The sequence below is a fragment of the Streptomyces sp. NPDC056628 genome (assembly GCF_042792555.1).
Classification (GTDB): domain Bacteria; phylum Actinomycetota; class Actinomycetes; order Streptomycetales; family Streptomycetaceae; genus Streptomyces.
The window spans coordinates 346,665-360,736 of sequence record NZ_JBHTWG010000002.1 but is presented as its reverse complement, the minus strand read 5'-3'; the positions used below and the strand labels follow the sequence as shown (position 1 = coordinate 360,736).

Sequence of the window (14,072 nt, the reverse complement as noted above, 5' to 3'; positions counted from 1 at the left end):
ACGGCAGCAGCGCCCGTGCGCGGGCCCCCGGGTCCCGCGCACGGCGCGAGATGGGTGGGCGATGCACGACACATCCCCTACGTCGGTCAGCGAGAGTCCCAAGGACCCTTTCTCGGTGCTCCGGTCCGCGGCGGCCGTGCTGGACCGGCGTGGACGGGTGGTCGCCTGGAGCGAGCAGGCGGCCGGGCTGCTGGGGTACCGGGCGGACGAGGCGCTCGGCCGGCCCGTGCACGAGTTCCTGGTCGACGCCGGTGACGAAGGTGTCGTCGCCGAGGCCGCCCGGTCCTGTCTGCGGGAGCACGGCTGGTTCGGGCTGCTGCCGGTGCTGCACCGCTCGGGACGCCGGCTGCACGTGGGGTTCCGGGCCCGGCGGGTGCAGCGGCTGGGCGGCGGAGACGAGTGGCTGCTGGTCGGCTCGCTCGCCCATGAGATCGCCCAGTGGGAGATCGACCGCGCGGTGCTGGACGGCTTCTTCCTGCGCTCCCCGATCGGGGTGGTGGTGCTCGGGCCGGATCTGCGCGTGCTGCGGGTGAACCAGGCGATCGCCCGGTTCGGCGGGCTGCCGGCCGGCGCCTACCGGGGGCGCCGGGCCGGCGATTTCCTGCTCGGTCCGGTCGCGGACTGGGTGGAGGGCAAGCTCCAGACCGTCCTGGACACGGGCCGGCCGATGATCTTCGCGGAGCACCGGTGCCGGCTGCTCGCCGAACCCCACAAGGAGATCGTGATCTCCGTCTCCGCCTTCCGGATGGAGGACCCGTCCGGAAGGGTGCTGGGCGTCACCGAGATCGTCGAGGACGTCACCGACCGCCACCGGGCCCGCCGGCGGCTGGCTCTGCTCAACCAGGCCGGCACCCGGATCGGCAGCACCCTCGACGTGGCCCGCACCACGCGCGAACTCGCCGAGGCGGCCGTGCCGGAGCTCGCCGACGCCCTCTCGGTGGACCTGCTGGAACCGGTGACGCGCGGCGAGGAACCGGACCCGGACAGCATGGGCCCGCTGCGCCGGATGGCGGCCCGCTCGATCCGGCCCGAGGGGGTGCGGGTGATGTACCCCGAGGGCCATCTGTTCTTCTTCCCGCCGGACACCGCGCCCCATCGCTGTCTGGCCGAGCGGCGGCCCGTGCTGCTCCCCGTCCTGAAGACGGGCTCGGGCTGGACCGCCGCCGAACCGGAACGGGCCCGGCAGGCGCTGGAGGCCGGTGTCCACTCGCTGATCGTGGTTCCGCTGGCCGCCCGTGGTGTGGTGCTCGGCGTGGTCTGCCTGTGGCGTTCGCAGCGGCCGGAACCCTTCGAGGCGGACGACCTGACCCTGGCGGAGGAGTTCGCGGCCCGGGCCGCCGTCTGCATCGACAACGCCCGCCGCTACACCCAGCAGCACCAGGCCGCCGAGGCCCTGCAGCGCAGTCTGCTGCCGGGCGAGATGCCGGAGCAGCCGGCCGTCGAGACCGCGCACCGCTATCTTCCGGCGCGGGCGTCCACCGGGGTGGGCGGTGACTGGTTCGACGTGATCCCGCTGTCGGGGCTGCGCGTCGCCCTGGTGGTGGGCGACGTGGTCGGGCACGGCATGCACGCCTCGGCCACGATGGGGCGGCTGCGGGCCGCCGTGCACACCCTGGCCCACCTCGACCTGGCGCCCGACGAAGTGCTGTCCCGGTTGGACGATCTGGTGGACCACCTCGCCACCGAGCAGCGGCAGGCGGACGCCGGCGCCCCCCAACTCGTGGGTGCCACCTGCCTGTACGCCATCTACGACCCGGTCACCCGGCTCTGCGTCATGGCCCGTGCCGGGCATCCGCCGCCGACCGTGCTGGACCCGTGCGGAAAGGTGCGGGACGTCGACGTGCCCGCCGGACCGCCGCTCGGCCTGGGGGGACTGCCGTTCGAGAGCGCCGAGTGCGAACTGGCGGAGGGCAGCCTGATCGCTCTCTGCAGCGACGGCCTGCTGCTGGCAGGCGACCGCGACATCGACGAGGGCCTGTCGCTGCTGCGGACCACGCTGGCCGGTGCGGCACCGTCGCTGGAGAGCACCAGCAAGGCGGTGGAGGACGCCATGATTCCCGGCCGCCCCGACGACGACATCACCCTGCTGCTGGGCCGCACCCGCGTCCTGCCGGCGGGGAACGTCGCCACCTGGGAGCTGCCGGCCGAGCCGACGGCCGCCGGCGACGCCCGGGCGTTGGTGCAGGACCAGCTGACCCAGTGGGGCCTCGACGAGGAGCTGGCCTTCACCACCGAACTCATCGTGAGCGAACTGGTCACCAACGCCTACCGGTACGCCGGCGGTCCCGTGCAGCTGCGGCTGATCCGGGACGGGCGCCTGATCTGCGAGGTCTCCGACTCCAGCAGCACCTCGCCATACCTGCGCCAGGCCAGCAGCACCGACGAGGGCGGACGCGGCCTGTTCCTGGTGGCCCAGCTGGCGGAACGGTGGGGCACCCGCTACGGCCGCAACCGCAAGACGATCTGGACCGAGCAGCCCCTGACCGCGAACGGCGGTGCGCTGAGCCTGTGACCGGCGCCGGCGGTCTTCGTCCGCCGTGCGGAGCTCGTCAGAGCTTGGCGCCGAAGTTCTGGGTCCACCACGGGCCGCCGGGGCCCTCGTGGACGCCGACGCCGATGTCCTTGAACGAGCAGTTGAGGATGTTGGCCCGGTGGCCGGGGCTGTTCATCCAGGACTCCATCACCGCCTCGGGGGTCTGCTGCCCCATCGCGATGTTCTCGCCGTACGTCGACCAGCGGTAGCCGGCCGCGGTGATGCGCTGCCCGGGGTCGGCGCCGTCGGGGTTGGTGTGGTCGAAGAAGCCGCGGGTGGCCATGTCCTCGGAGTGGCCCTGCGCCGACTTGTCGAGCAGGGAGTCCTCGGCGACGGGACCGCACCCGGCGGCGGCCCGCTCCTTGTTCACCAGGGCGACGACCTGGGCGACGGTGCCGGACGGGGCCTCCTGCGCCTGGGGGGCGGCGGTGGCCGCCTTGCGGGACGCCCGGGTGGGTGCCTGGGTGGTCGGCGGGGCCTTCTCCGTCTTCTTGGCGGACGGCGAGGCCGTGGCCTTCTTCGTGGGCGAGGCGGACGCCGACGGGGACGGCGAGGCCGACGCCGACGCGGACTCCGCGGTGCTGACCGGGCTGGGCTCGGCGAATTCGTCCGGCACGGCGGCGCCGGCGCCGCGCGCGGAGGCCGGTTCGTCCCGCCCCGTGCCGGGGGTGGAGTCGAAGTACCAGAAGCCGCCGCCCGCCACGCAGACCGCCACGACGGCACCTCCGACGGCGCGGCGCCGGTTGCGGCGGCGCCGGCGGGCCTCACCGCGGGAGACGGCCCGGCTGCCGGCGGCCCGGTGCCCGCCGTGTCCGGTGGAGGCGAGCGCGGATGCCGAGCCGGCCGGTGCCAGGTCCGCGGCCGACCGGACACGGTCCAGCAGCGCGGGCGCCGCGGCCACCAACGCCAGTCCGGCGAGGAGTCCTTCGGCGGGCATCAGCCCGCTCCACAGTCCGGAGCAGCGGGCACATCCCCGGGCATGCCGGGCTATTCGCTTGCGCCACAGCGCCGAGGGGCGGCCGTCCCAGGAACCGAGCAGGCCGTGCAGTTCCTCGCAGCGGGGGCGCGAGTCGAGCGCGCGCACCACCACCCGGGCGGCTTCGAGCTGCGCCTTCATCCGCTGCACCCGTACCGCCGTGTGCTGCGGCGACAGCTCCAGCGCCTGCGCCACCTCGGCGCGGGTCAGCTCACCGGCGCACTCCAGCCACCACAGCGACAGCAGGCCCCGGTCGTCGGGCTCCAGCCAGCGCGTGGCGCGAGCCGTCTCCCGGCGCTGCCCGGACAGCTGGAGCCGCACCATGGTCAGATCCACGAAGTCGGCGCCGGGGTCGGCGAGTTCCCTCGCCTCCTCCACCCCGCCGGGGGCGGCCTGCCGGGCGTGCCAGTGGGCGCGCACCTGGTTCATCGCGATCGCCACGAGCCAGGAGCGGAAGCTCTCGGGCCTGCGCAGCCCGTGGAGCGCGTCGAGGGCGCGCAGCATGGTCTCCTGCACGACGTCGTCGACGTCGACGGAACCGTTCAGAGCCCTTCCCACGACGTTGTAGACCAGCGGGAGGTACGCGCCGACCAGGGTGTCCTGGGCCTCCGGGTCGCCGTCGCGGGCAGCGGTGACCAGGGCCGTCAGTTCCCTCGTGCGCTCTGTACTCATCAATACTTCCCTGTCCTCGACGCCGGACGGTGGTGTCCGCTACCTGGGAGACCGCTCGGCGGGCCTCGGATAACGGTTCTTCGGACGATTCGCCGGACCGTTCTCCGGACGCGCCCGGTGGGGACCGGAAGGTGTCGGACGGTTCAGGCCGCGCGCTGCCCGAGAGCCTCACGAGCGCCACCCGGACGCGCAATGGGGAACATCACACCGGGTACGGAGTGCACGGGAACGTCACCGTATATTCCGAATAGGACGGTCAGCGGCGCGAGTTCCGATATGCGCATCCCACCGGAGCTGCGCGGGACGGCGGCGAACTACCCTGACGCCACACCGCCTTGCCGGGCCCTGGCCCGGCGGCCCCTCGCACCCTGGGGAGAAGACCCGCTGTGACGCCCGACAGCTACTTCGAAGCCATCGACGACCGCCGCTACAAGCCGACACCGCACGTGGGCGGCGCCTGGCACCGCGACGAGCAGCACTTCAGCCCGCTGGGCGGGCTCGTCGTGCACGCCCTCGACCGGCATCGCGCGGCGTCACCGGACGACGGTCTCGTGCTCGCCCGCATCAGCTACGACATCCTGGGCCAGCTCGCCGTGGACGAGTGCGAGATCGAGGTGGAGACGGTCCGTCCCGGGCGCACCATCGAACTGCTCGAAGCGGTCGTACGCATCGCCGGCCGCCCGGTGCTGCGGGCCCGCGCCTGGTACCTGACGGCCCTGGACACCTCCGCGGCCGCCGGCGGCACGGCCGAACGCCTCACCCCTCCCGACGCGCTGGAGCGGTGGCCGATGTCCGAGCTGTGGTCCGGCGGCTACATCGCCTCCCTGGACGTCCGGCCCGTCGCACCGCCCCGGGCGGGCCGGACGACGGCCTGGGTGTCCACACCGCTGGGCCTGGTGGCCGGGGTGCCCGTCAGCCCGCTCGCCTCGTATCTCGCGCTGGTCGACACCGCCAACGGCATAGCCGTCCTGCGACCTCCGACCGAGTGGATGTTCCCCAACGTCGATCTGACCGTCCATCTGCACCGGCAGCCGCGCGGCCGCTGGACCGGGCTGGACACCACGGTCTCCTTCGGCCCTACTGGGCAGGGGCTGACCAGCACCGTCCTCCACGACGTCGACGGCCCCGTCGGCACGGCGCAGCAGATCCTCACGGTCCGCCCCCAGCCCGGAGCGTAAGGTCCTTCGTGCCTCAGGCGCCTTCGCCGGCAGCGGTGGCCGGTGCGCGGGGGGCGGGACCGGCGGCGCCGTGCCGGCGCTGGCGGCGCGTGTACTCGGTGATGGCCCGCCACAGGTCGCGCCGGTCGACGTCGGGCCAGTGGTCCGGCGTGAAGTGGAGTTCGGCGTAGACCGCCTGCCAGGGCAGGAAGTTCGAGGTGCGCTGCTCGTTGCCGGTGCGCCACAGCAGATCGACGTCCGGCATGTCCGGCCGGGGCAGATGCTCGGCGAAGTCCTTCTCCCCGATCAGGTCCGGGTCGAGCAGGCCGTCGCGCACCTGCCGGGCGAGGGCGGCGGCGGTCCGGGCGATCTCGTCACGGCCGCCGTAGTTGACGCACATCGTCACCGTCAGCCCGGTGCGGTCGCGTGTGCTGCGCTCGCGCAGGTCGAGCAGGTCGACCAGGTCCTGCGGGAGGCTGTCGGCGCGGCCGTGCCAGCGCATCCGGACGTCGAGGTCCTCGAAGGGGTACGCGCGCGTCTCCTGGCGCAGGAGGTCGAGGATCCCGCCGGTCTCCTCGGGGTCGCGTTTCCAGTTCTCGGTGGAGAAGGCGTACAGCGTCAGATGCCGCAGGCCGATCTCCAGGGCGCCGTGGACGACTTCGCGCACGGCGGCGGCGCCGGCGCGGTGGCCCTCGTGCCGGGGCAGCCCGTGACGCTGCGCCCAGCGGCCGTTGCCGTCCATGATCACGGCCACGTGCGCCGGCATCCGGTCGGCCGGGATCCGGGGCGGCCGCTCCCCGCTGGGGTGGGGTGGCGGGCTGCGGAAGGCCGGGCGGCGCGGGGGACGGGGAGGAGTCGACGGGAGATGCGGCTCGGTACGGCGTGCGGGCGGCGCCTGCACCGGGGTCAGGGACCAGGCGAGGGCCGCGCGTGCCCGGGCGGGGGCCAGCAGGCGGGCGGTGGTGAGCAGCGCGGGCCGGGGCCGGGCGCGCAGCAGGGCGGGGCCGGCGGCGTCGACGGCGTCGAGCTGGGCGAGCAGCAGGTCGGCCATGGTGGCGACGACCGTCGCGGGGCCGGGGTGCATCCCGCGGGTGAGCGCGGGCTGGGCCACCCACCGGCGGCCGAGCTCCGTGAGGTGGGCGACCAGGGCGGCGACGGCGGGGGTCCAGCGCAGGCCGGTCAGGTCCTCCTCGGCTCCCGGGCAGCGGTCGAGGGCTTCGGCGGGCAGCAGGAGGTCGCCCTGGGGGAGGTCGGCGGACAGGTCGGTGAGGATGTCGGTGAGGCGCATCCCGTCGAGGAACCGCTCGTAGGACTCCTGGGTGTCCAGGCGCAGGGCGACGGGTACGCCGGCCCGGTCGAAGAGGTCACGGACCTGCTCGAACCAGGGCAGCAGATTGCCCCGCCCCCAGGCGCGCCAGCCGCTCCAGTCGGTGAAGCGGCGGCCGTGCGCGTCGACCGCGACCTCGGTCATGGCGTCGTGCAGCCCGGTCAGGTCCAGGCGCCAGCGGGCCGCGGTGTCCACCAGGGCACGGCGGACGGGGTCGGGGCTGGTCCCGGTCGTGAGCTCGCGCTCCAGGGCGTCGATCCACCTCCGCACCCGCGCCGCCCGCTCGTCCGCCGCCGCCGTGCGGTCGTCGGCGAGGTCGTCGATGGCGTTGGCGGCGGCCCACAGGGCCCAGCAGGCGGGGCGCAGCGCGGCGGGCACGAGCTGGATCAGCGCGTACTCCGCCGGGTCCTCGCGCCGGGTGCGGTCGCGGCACAGCCGGTACGCCGACCGCAGCGCCGGGTCGTCACCGATCACCGCCGCTACGGATCTGGTCGAGCGGTGGGCCGCGGGCGGGGCGTGACGCCGCCGACCTGAGAAGGTGAAGAACACGCAGATCACAACGAGAGCGGCACGCCGAGGTTTTTCCGCCGGCCAACGGGCCGCGTTCGAGCGCGAGTTGTCGAGGTCCGACGCGGGCGGGCGGGGGCGGCCCGCGGCTGTGCCGCGCGGACCGGGGTGCTCGCCGCACCCCCGCTCCCCCACCCGCGCATGGTGGTCCGACGGATAACAGCACCCGGAACTGTGTTGCCCCACCACATGTGCGCCCGACCTGCGTGTTCCTACGGTGTGCCGACACGTACCCGTCCCCACCGCACACGAGGAAGTGGCGCACATGGCCTCCGCAGCATCCGCTCCACCGCAGCCCACAAGCCCTGGCAGTCTGAAGCGCATCGTCGCCGCCAGCCTCATCGGCACCACGATCGAGTGGTACGACTTCTTCCTCTACGGCTCCGCCGCCGCCCTCGTCTTCAACAAGCTGTTCTTCCCCGAGGAGGACCCCCTGGTGGGCACCCTCCTGTCCTTCCTCACCTACGCCGTGGGCTTCGCCGCCCGGCCCCTGGGCGCCCTGGTCTTCGGGCACTACGGGGACCGGCTGGGCCGCAAGAAGCTGCTGGTGCTGAGCCTGCTGATGATGGGCGGGGCGACCTTCGCGATCGGCCTGCTGCCGACACACGCCAGCGTAGGCAGCATGGCTCCGGTGCTGCTGACGGCGCTGCGCCTGGTGCAGGGCTTCGCACTGGGCGGTGAGTGGGGCGGCGCGGTGCTGCTGGTGTCCGAGCACGGGGACGCGCGCCGGCGCGGCTTCTGGGCGTCGTGGCCGCAGACCGGGGCGCCCGCCGGGCAGTTGCTGGCGACCGGTGTGCTCTCGCTGCTGACGGCGGTGCTGTCGGAGAGCGCCTTCATCAGCTGGGGCTGGCGGGTGCCCTTCCTGCTCTCCGGTGTACTGGTGATGGTCGGTCTGTGGATTCGTCTCTCTGTCGATGAATCTCCGGTGTTCAAGCAGGCGCTGGCGCAGGCCGAGGCCCGCAAGAGCTCCGCGACCGCCACCGCGGAGAAGATGCCGCTGGTCGCCGTGATGCGCCATCACTGGAGGGACGTGCTGGTGGCGATGGGCGCGCGCATGGCGGAGAACATCAGTTACTACGTCATCACCGCGTTCATCCTCGTGTACGCCACGACGTCGGCCGGCGTGTCCAAGCAGACCGCGCTGAACGCGGTGCTGATCGCCTCCGCGGTCCACTTCGCCGTCATCCCGGCCTGGGGCGCGCTGTCCGACCGGCTCGGCCGCCGTCCCGTCTATCTGATCGGCGCGGTGGGGGTGGGCCTGTGGATGTTCCCGTTCTTCTCCCTCATCGACACCGGCGGCTTCGGCAACCTGCTCCTCGCGGTGACGGTGGGCCTGGTGCTGCACGGCGCCATGTACGCGCCGCAGGCCGCGTTCTTCTCGGAGATGTTCGCGACCCGGATGCGCTACTCCGGTGCCTCCATCGGCGCCCAGTTCGCCTCGGTCGCGGCGGGCGCGCCCGCTCCGTTGATCGCCACCGCGCTGCTGAAGGACTACGGAAGCTCCACCCCGATCGCCCTGTACGTCATCGCGGCGGCCCTGCTGACGGTGGTCGCCGTCGCCGTGGCGAAGGAGACCCGCGACCGGGACCTCACCGACGTCGAGTCCGCGGACGGCGAGGTGCCCGCCAAGGCCCCGGCGGCCGGAGCGCCCCTCGTCTGACCCGGTCGACGCCCTGACGGGCCGGCCCCCGTACCCCGTACGCCGGGGGTACGGGGGTCAGCGCTGTGCGGGTCCGGAGAGACGCTGCAGCCGCAGCGCCAGCTGGATCTCCAGGGCGCGGGCCGGGCTCTGCCAGTCGTCGCCGAGGAGGCGGCCGACGCGCTCGAGGCGCTGGGCGACGGTGTTCACGTGGACGTGCAGGTCGTCCTTGGTGCGGGCCGGGCTCATCCCGCAGGCGAAGTAGGCGTCGAGGGTGCGCAGCAGGTCGGTGCCGCGGCGTTCGTCGTAGGCGACGACCGGGCCGATCGTGCGGTCGACGAAGCCCGCGACGTCCCGGTCGCCGGCCAGGAGCAGTCCAAGGAACCCGAAGTCCTCGGCGGCGGCGCCGTCCCCGGGGCGGCCGAGCAGCCGCAGGGCCTCCAGGCAGCGGCGGCCCTCCTCGTAGGCGGCGGCCACGGCGTCCGGGTGGACGGCCAGGTCCTCGACCGGGGCCGAGGCGCCGACCGTGACCGCCTCATGGACGGCCGTGCCCAGATGGCGTGCGGTGCGGCGGGCCAGCGCGGTGGCGGTGTCGTGCTCGGCGAGGGGGAGCAGAAGCACCGTGCCGCCGTCGCGGGCGGCGGCCAGGCCGTGCCGGGTCGCGGCCAGATGGGAGGCGGCGGACCACAGGCGCCGGCGGGCGTCCGCCTCCTGTTCGGCGTCGGCCGCGACGGCGTCGAGGCGGGCGGCGAGGACGACGTGCCGGGCGTCGAGGTCGGCGTGCAGCCGGGCGGCTCGCTCGCGCAGCAGGCGCGGGTCGCGGTCGCGGGCGTCGAGCAGGTCGTCGAGCAGTTCGCCCCGGACGCGCTGCTCGGCCTCGGCGGCGGAGCGCCGGGCGAGGAGCAGCAGGGAGGTGACGGTCGCCGCCCGCTCCAGGGTGCTCTGGTCGACGGGGTCGAGACCGGGCTGCCCGCGCAGGACGAGGGCGCCGAGCAGTTCACCGCCGGCCACCACGGCCGCGATCCAGTCGTCGCCGTACCGGACGGCGTGGCCCTCGGCGCGGGACGCCTCCAGGGCGGTGGCCGGGACCGCGGTGGCCTCGGTGAACTGGACGGTCCCGTCGAGCACTTCGGAGACGGCGGCCGCCACGTCGTGCACCCCGCCGCCGTGCAGCACGAGCTGCGCGAGCCGGTCGTGTACGTCGGAGGCCCGCTCGATGACTCCGCTGCGGTCCCGGATGATCTCGTTGGCCCGCTCCAGGCCGGCGAGGGCCGAGCGGGTCTCGGAGAGCAGGTTCGCCGTGTCGATGGCGGCCGCGGCGAGCGCGGCGAAGGAGCCGAGCAGCGCGATCTGCTCCCGTTCGAAGACCCGGGCGCGCCGGTCGGCGGCGAAGAGGACGCCGATGACATGGTGGCCCAGCGTCAGCGGCACGCCAAGGATGGCGACCAGTCCCTCGTCGCGGACCCCGGCGTCGATGGCCAGGGTGTGCTGGAACCGCGCGTCCTTGAAGTAGTCGTCGGTGACGTAGGGGCGGGCGGTCTGGGCGACGAGTCCGCCGAGGCCCTCCCCCATGCCGAGCCGCAGCTGCTGGAAGCGGGCCGCGACCGAGCCCTCGGTCACCCGCATGTAGGTGTCGCCCCTGGCCGGGTCGTTGAGGCTGAGGTAGGCGACGTCCGTGCCGAGGAGGGACCGCGCGCGCTGCACGATGGCCTGGAGGACGGCGTCGAGGTCCCGCAGGCCCGCCAGGTCGTGGGCCGTCTCGAAGAGGGCCGACAGCTCGGCCTCGCGTCTGCGCCGGCCCTCCAGCTCGGAGCGTACGCGCAGCGCGAGCAGCTTGGCCTGTTCGAGGGCGACGATCTGCTCGGTGGGCCGGCCCTCGGCGCGGGCGAGCAGCACCGGCTGCTCGTAGGCGTCGGCGGACGCGCCCCTGGCCAGCAGTTCGAGATAGGGCGTCTCGGCGCCGGTCGGGGGCGCTCCGGCGGCGGAACGCTCGGTGGGCTGCACGTGATCGCGGGACATGCCGACAGGATTGCTCATCGCACCGCCACCTCGTCAGCCCTGTGGACAACTCCGGATTCCGCCGGTCCGGGGCGTCGCCGTGCCACGGCTCAGTGCGCGGTCCAGCCGCCGTCGAGCACGAGCGAGGTCCCGGTGACGAAGGACGCCTGCGGGGTGCACAGGTACGCCACCGCCTCGGCGACCTCCTCCGGCTCGATGAGCCGCTTGACCGCGCTGTCCTGGAGCATCACCTCGGCCAGCACCCGCTCCTCGGGGATGCCGTGCGCCCTGGCCTGGTCGGCGAGCTGCTTCTCGACCAGAGGGGTGCGCACATAGGCGGGGTTCACACAGTTCGAGGTCACCCCGTGGGCGGCGCCCTCCAGGGCGGCGACCTTGGACAGTCCCTCCAGCCCGTGTTTGGCGGCCACATAGGCCGACTTGAACGCGGAGGCGCGCAGCCCATGGACGGAGGACACATTCACGATCCGGCCCCAGCCCTGCCCGTACATATGGGGCAGGGCTCCGCGGATGAGCCGGAACGGCGCCTCCAGCATCACGGTGAGCACGGTGTGGAAGGTGTCAGGCGGGAACTCCTCGAGGGGGCGCACCAGTTGGAGCCCCGCGTTGTTCACCAGGACGTCGGTGCCGGCGGCGGCCTGCTCGGCGGCGTCGAGGTCGGTGAGGTCGAGGACGTGGGGCTCGACGGCGCCCCCGAGGTCCTGGGCGCGTTCGGCGAGCGACTCCAGACCGGCCGCGTCCCGGTCGACCGCTCTGACCTTGGCCCCCGCCGCCGCGAGCCGGAGCGCGCAGGCGCGCCCGATGCCGCCGGCGGCACCGGTGACCAGGGCGGTGCGCCCGCCGAGGTCGAGCGGGGAGGACGGGGTCGAGCCGTGGGCGGGAGGGATGCTGGGCGGGGTCATGGGCTCGACCCTAGGCAGCCCCCTCCCCCGGCCACATATGGCCGCGGCCCATACTTCAGTCCGAATCCATAGGTTCGAACCACGTGGGTTCGTCGGCCAGGGCTTGCTTGATCCGGAACAGCTGGCTTTCCTTCATCCGGGGCAGGGCGTCCACCTCGAACCAGCCCACTTCCAGGGACTCGTCGTCGTTCACCCGTGCCTCACCGCCGAGCGCGCGGCAGCGGAAGGTGATGTCCATGAACTGGCACATGTCCCCGTTGGGGTAGGTGACCTCCTGGCCGGACCTGACCAGGACGACCCGTTCGGCGACGCACCGGACGCCCGTCTCCTCGTGGACCTCGCGCACCGCGGCGGCCGCGGGCTGCTCGCCCGGTTCGGGAATGCCGTTGATCACCGTCCACTGCTGGTTGTCGGCCCGCTGCCCGAGCAGGACCCGCCCCTCGTCGTCGAAGACGACGGCGCTGACGCCGGGGAGCCACAGCAGCTGGTGGCCGGCGGCGGCGCGGATCGTCCGGATGAAGTCAGGAGTAGCCATGCCCCGACCCTAACGGCGCCGCCCCCGGCCCCGGGGCGCCGGGAGCGGGGGCGGAGTGGAAGGAGAACCCGGTCAGGCGGTGCGAGGGCGCCGGGTGCGGATGCCCGAGCCGATCGCCCAGCCCAGTCCGCCCGCGGCGACCAGCACCAGGGCGATCTCCGGCATGACGCCGAGCCGGGTGGCGGGGGTCTCGGTGGAGCGCAGCGGCACCTTCTGGACGAGGGAGTCGGCGACGAACATGCCCGTCCGCTGGGTGATCGTCCCGTCCGGCATGATGATCGCGCTGACGCCGCTGGTCACCGGGACGGTGACGGTCCGGCTGTGCTCGACCGCGCGCACCCGGGACATGGCGAGCTGCTGGTAGGTCACCTCGCTGCGGTCGAAGGTGGCGTTGTTGCTCGGGACGGAGATGATCCGCGCGCCGTCCTCGACCTCGGAGCGCACCGCCCAGTCGAACGCGGCCTCGTAGCAGGTGACGAGGCCGACCCGGGTGCCGGCCATGGTGAACACGCCCGGTTCGCTGCCCCGGCTGAAGTCCTTGCGGACCATCGAGGTCCAGTCCTCGTTGATGGCCCCGACGAGCGAGCGCAGCGGCAGGTACTCGCCGAAGGGCTGGATCTGCCGCTTGTCGTAGGTGTCCACGGGCCCCTTCTCCGGGTCCCACAGGATCTGCTCGTTGAGCAGCCTGCCGTCCCGCTCGACGACGCCGCCGACCGAGACGGGCACGCCGATCGCCTTGGCGGCCGTGTCGATGACGGCGCGGGCGTCGGCGTTGGCGAACGGGTCGATGTCGGAGGAGTTCTCCGGCCACAGCACGAAGTCGGGGCGGGGGACCTTGCCGGCCTTCACCTCGGCCGCCAGGCGCTCGGTCTCCCGCGCGTGGTGGTCGAGGACGGCCCGGCGCTGGGCGTTGAAGTCGAGGCCGGCGCGGGGCACGTTGCCCTGGATGACCGCGACGGTCGCGGTCCCGTCCTGCGCCGTGTCGCTGACCAGGGGCCGCGCGGCCAGAGCGCCCGCCACGGGCACGGCCACGCTCAGCAGGGCGACGGCCGCGGCGGACCGCCGCGCCGTCCGGGTGCGGCGGTGGTCGACGGCGAGCCGCACGACCTCGTACAGGCCGAAGCCGCACAGGACGACGGCGAAACCGAGCACCGGGGTGCCGCCCACGGCGGCCAGCGGCAGGAAGACTCCGTCGGCCTGGCCGAACGCGATCTTGCCCCAGGGGAAGCCGTTGAACGGCGCCCGCGCGCGGGCCGCCTCTCCGGCGATCCACAGGGCCGCCGCCCAGAGCGGCGAGCCCGGGAGCTTCGACACCGCGGCGATCCCGGCGCCCACCAGCGCCACGAAGACCGCCTCGATGGCCACGAGCGCCAGCCAGGGCCCGGGGCCCACCTCCACACCGGTCCACACCAGCAGCGGCAGCAGGAAGCCGAGGCCGAACAGGTAGCCGAGGCCGAGTCCCGCCTTCCAGCTACGGCCGCGCAGCACCCAGCCGAGGCCGGCGAAGGCGGGCAGGGCCAGCCACCAGAGGGTGCGGGGCGGGAAACTGACGTAGAGCAGCACTCCGGAGAGCGCCGCGGTGAGGGCCGGAACCACACGCATGAGCCGTGCCGCGCGCGGCGGGGGCGCGATCGGCGGCTTGAGCTGGTCCGACTCGTCCACGGAGGTTGCGGTGACGGTCACTCCGGGAGTGTACGGCGGCCCGGTGCGCGGCCGACAGCTCGGCCGGGGCGGCGGGCGGCCTCCCG

At 73.9% G+C, this 14,072-nt stretch carries 9 protein-coding genes; 3 read left to right on the top strand and 6 right to left on the bottom strand.

Annotation, left to right across the window (positions count from 1 at the left end; translation table 11 throughout):
* Window positions 1–61 precede the first annotated feature (61 nt).
* A complete protein-coding gene (locus ACFRAC_RS05025; RefSeq protein WP_382920796.1) occupies window positions 62–2,512 on the top strand; it encodes a SpoIIE family protein phosphatase in 2,451 nt (816 codons plus the stop codon).
* Between the two features lie 37 nt (window positions 2,513–2,549).
* Here the strand turns inward: ACFRAC_RS05025 and ACFRAC_RS05020 are convergent, their stop codons facing one another.
* Complete coding sequence (locus ACFRAC_RS05020) at window positions 2,550–4,181, bottom strand: sigma-70 family RNA polymerase sigma factor (protein ID WP_382920793.1); 1,632 nt, start codon at window positions 4,179–4,181, stop codon at window positions 2,550–2,552.
* Between the two features lie 386 nt (window positions 4,182–4,567).
* On the opposite strand from ACFRAC_RS05020, the gene ACFRAC_RS05015 reads away from it, so the two are divergent.
* On the top strand, window positions 4,568–5,359 hold the full coding sequence (locus ACFRAC_RS05015) for a thioesterase family protein (RefSeq protein WP_382920790.1): 792 nt from the start codon (window positions 4,568–4,570) through the stop codon (window positions 5,357–5,359).
* Between the two features lie 13 nt (window positions 5,360–5,372).
* On the opposite strand, the gene uppS is transcribed toward ACFRAC_RS05015, so the two are convergent.
* A complete protein-coding gene (gene uppS / locus ACFRAC_RS05010; protein ID WP_382920787.1) occupies window positions 5,373–7,139 on the bottom strand; it encodes a polyprenyl diphosphate synthase in 1,767 nt (588 codons plus the stop codon).
* 358 nt (window positions 7,140–7,497) lie between these two features.
* Here uppS and ACFRAC_RS05005 point away from each other — a divergent pair, with 358 nt between their 5' ends.
* Complete coding sequence (locus tag ACFRAC_RS05005; RefSeq protein WP_382920784.1) at window positions 7,498–8,892, top strand: MFS transporter; 1,395 nt, start codon at window positions 7,498–7,500, stop codon at window positions 8,890–8,892.
* Between the two features lie 57 nt (window positions 8,893–8,949).
* Here the strand turns inward: ACFRAC_RS05005 and ACFRAC_RS05000 are convergent, their stop codons facing one another.
* From ACFRAC_RS05000 to lnt, 4 genes are all read right to left on the bottom strand, one after another.
* Complete coding sequence (locus tag ACFRAC_RS05000; RefSeq protein WP_382921144.1) at window positions 8,950–10,890, bottom strand: helix-turn-helix domain-containing protein; 1,941 nt, start codon at window positions 10,888–10,890, stop codon at window positions 8,950–8,952.
* Between the two features lie 89 nt (window positions 10,891–10,979).
* Window positions 10,980–11,789, bottom strand: coding sequence for a 3-hydroxybutyrate dehydrogenase (locus tag ACFRAC_RS04995; RefSeq protein WP_361348908.1), 810 nt, complete (start codon window positions 11,787–11,789; stop codon window positions 10,980–10,982).
* A gap of 55 nt (window positions 11,790–11,844) precedes the next feature.
* Complete coding sequence (locus ACFRAC_RS04990) at window positions 11,845–12,324, bottom strand: NUDIX domain-containing protein (protein ID WP_382920779.1); 480 nt, start codon at window positions 12,322–12,324, stop codon at window positions 11,845–11,847.
* A gap of 72 nt (window positions 12,325–12,396) precedes the next feature.
* Window positions 12,397–14,007, bottom strand: a complete 1,611-nt coding sequence (gene lnt, locus ACFRAC_RS04985) for an apolipoprotein N-acyltransferase (protein WP_382920778.1) — start codon at window positions 14,005–14,007, stop codon at window positions 12,397–12,399.
* Window positions 14,008–14,072 lie beyond the last annotated feature (65 nt).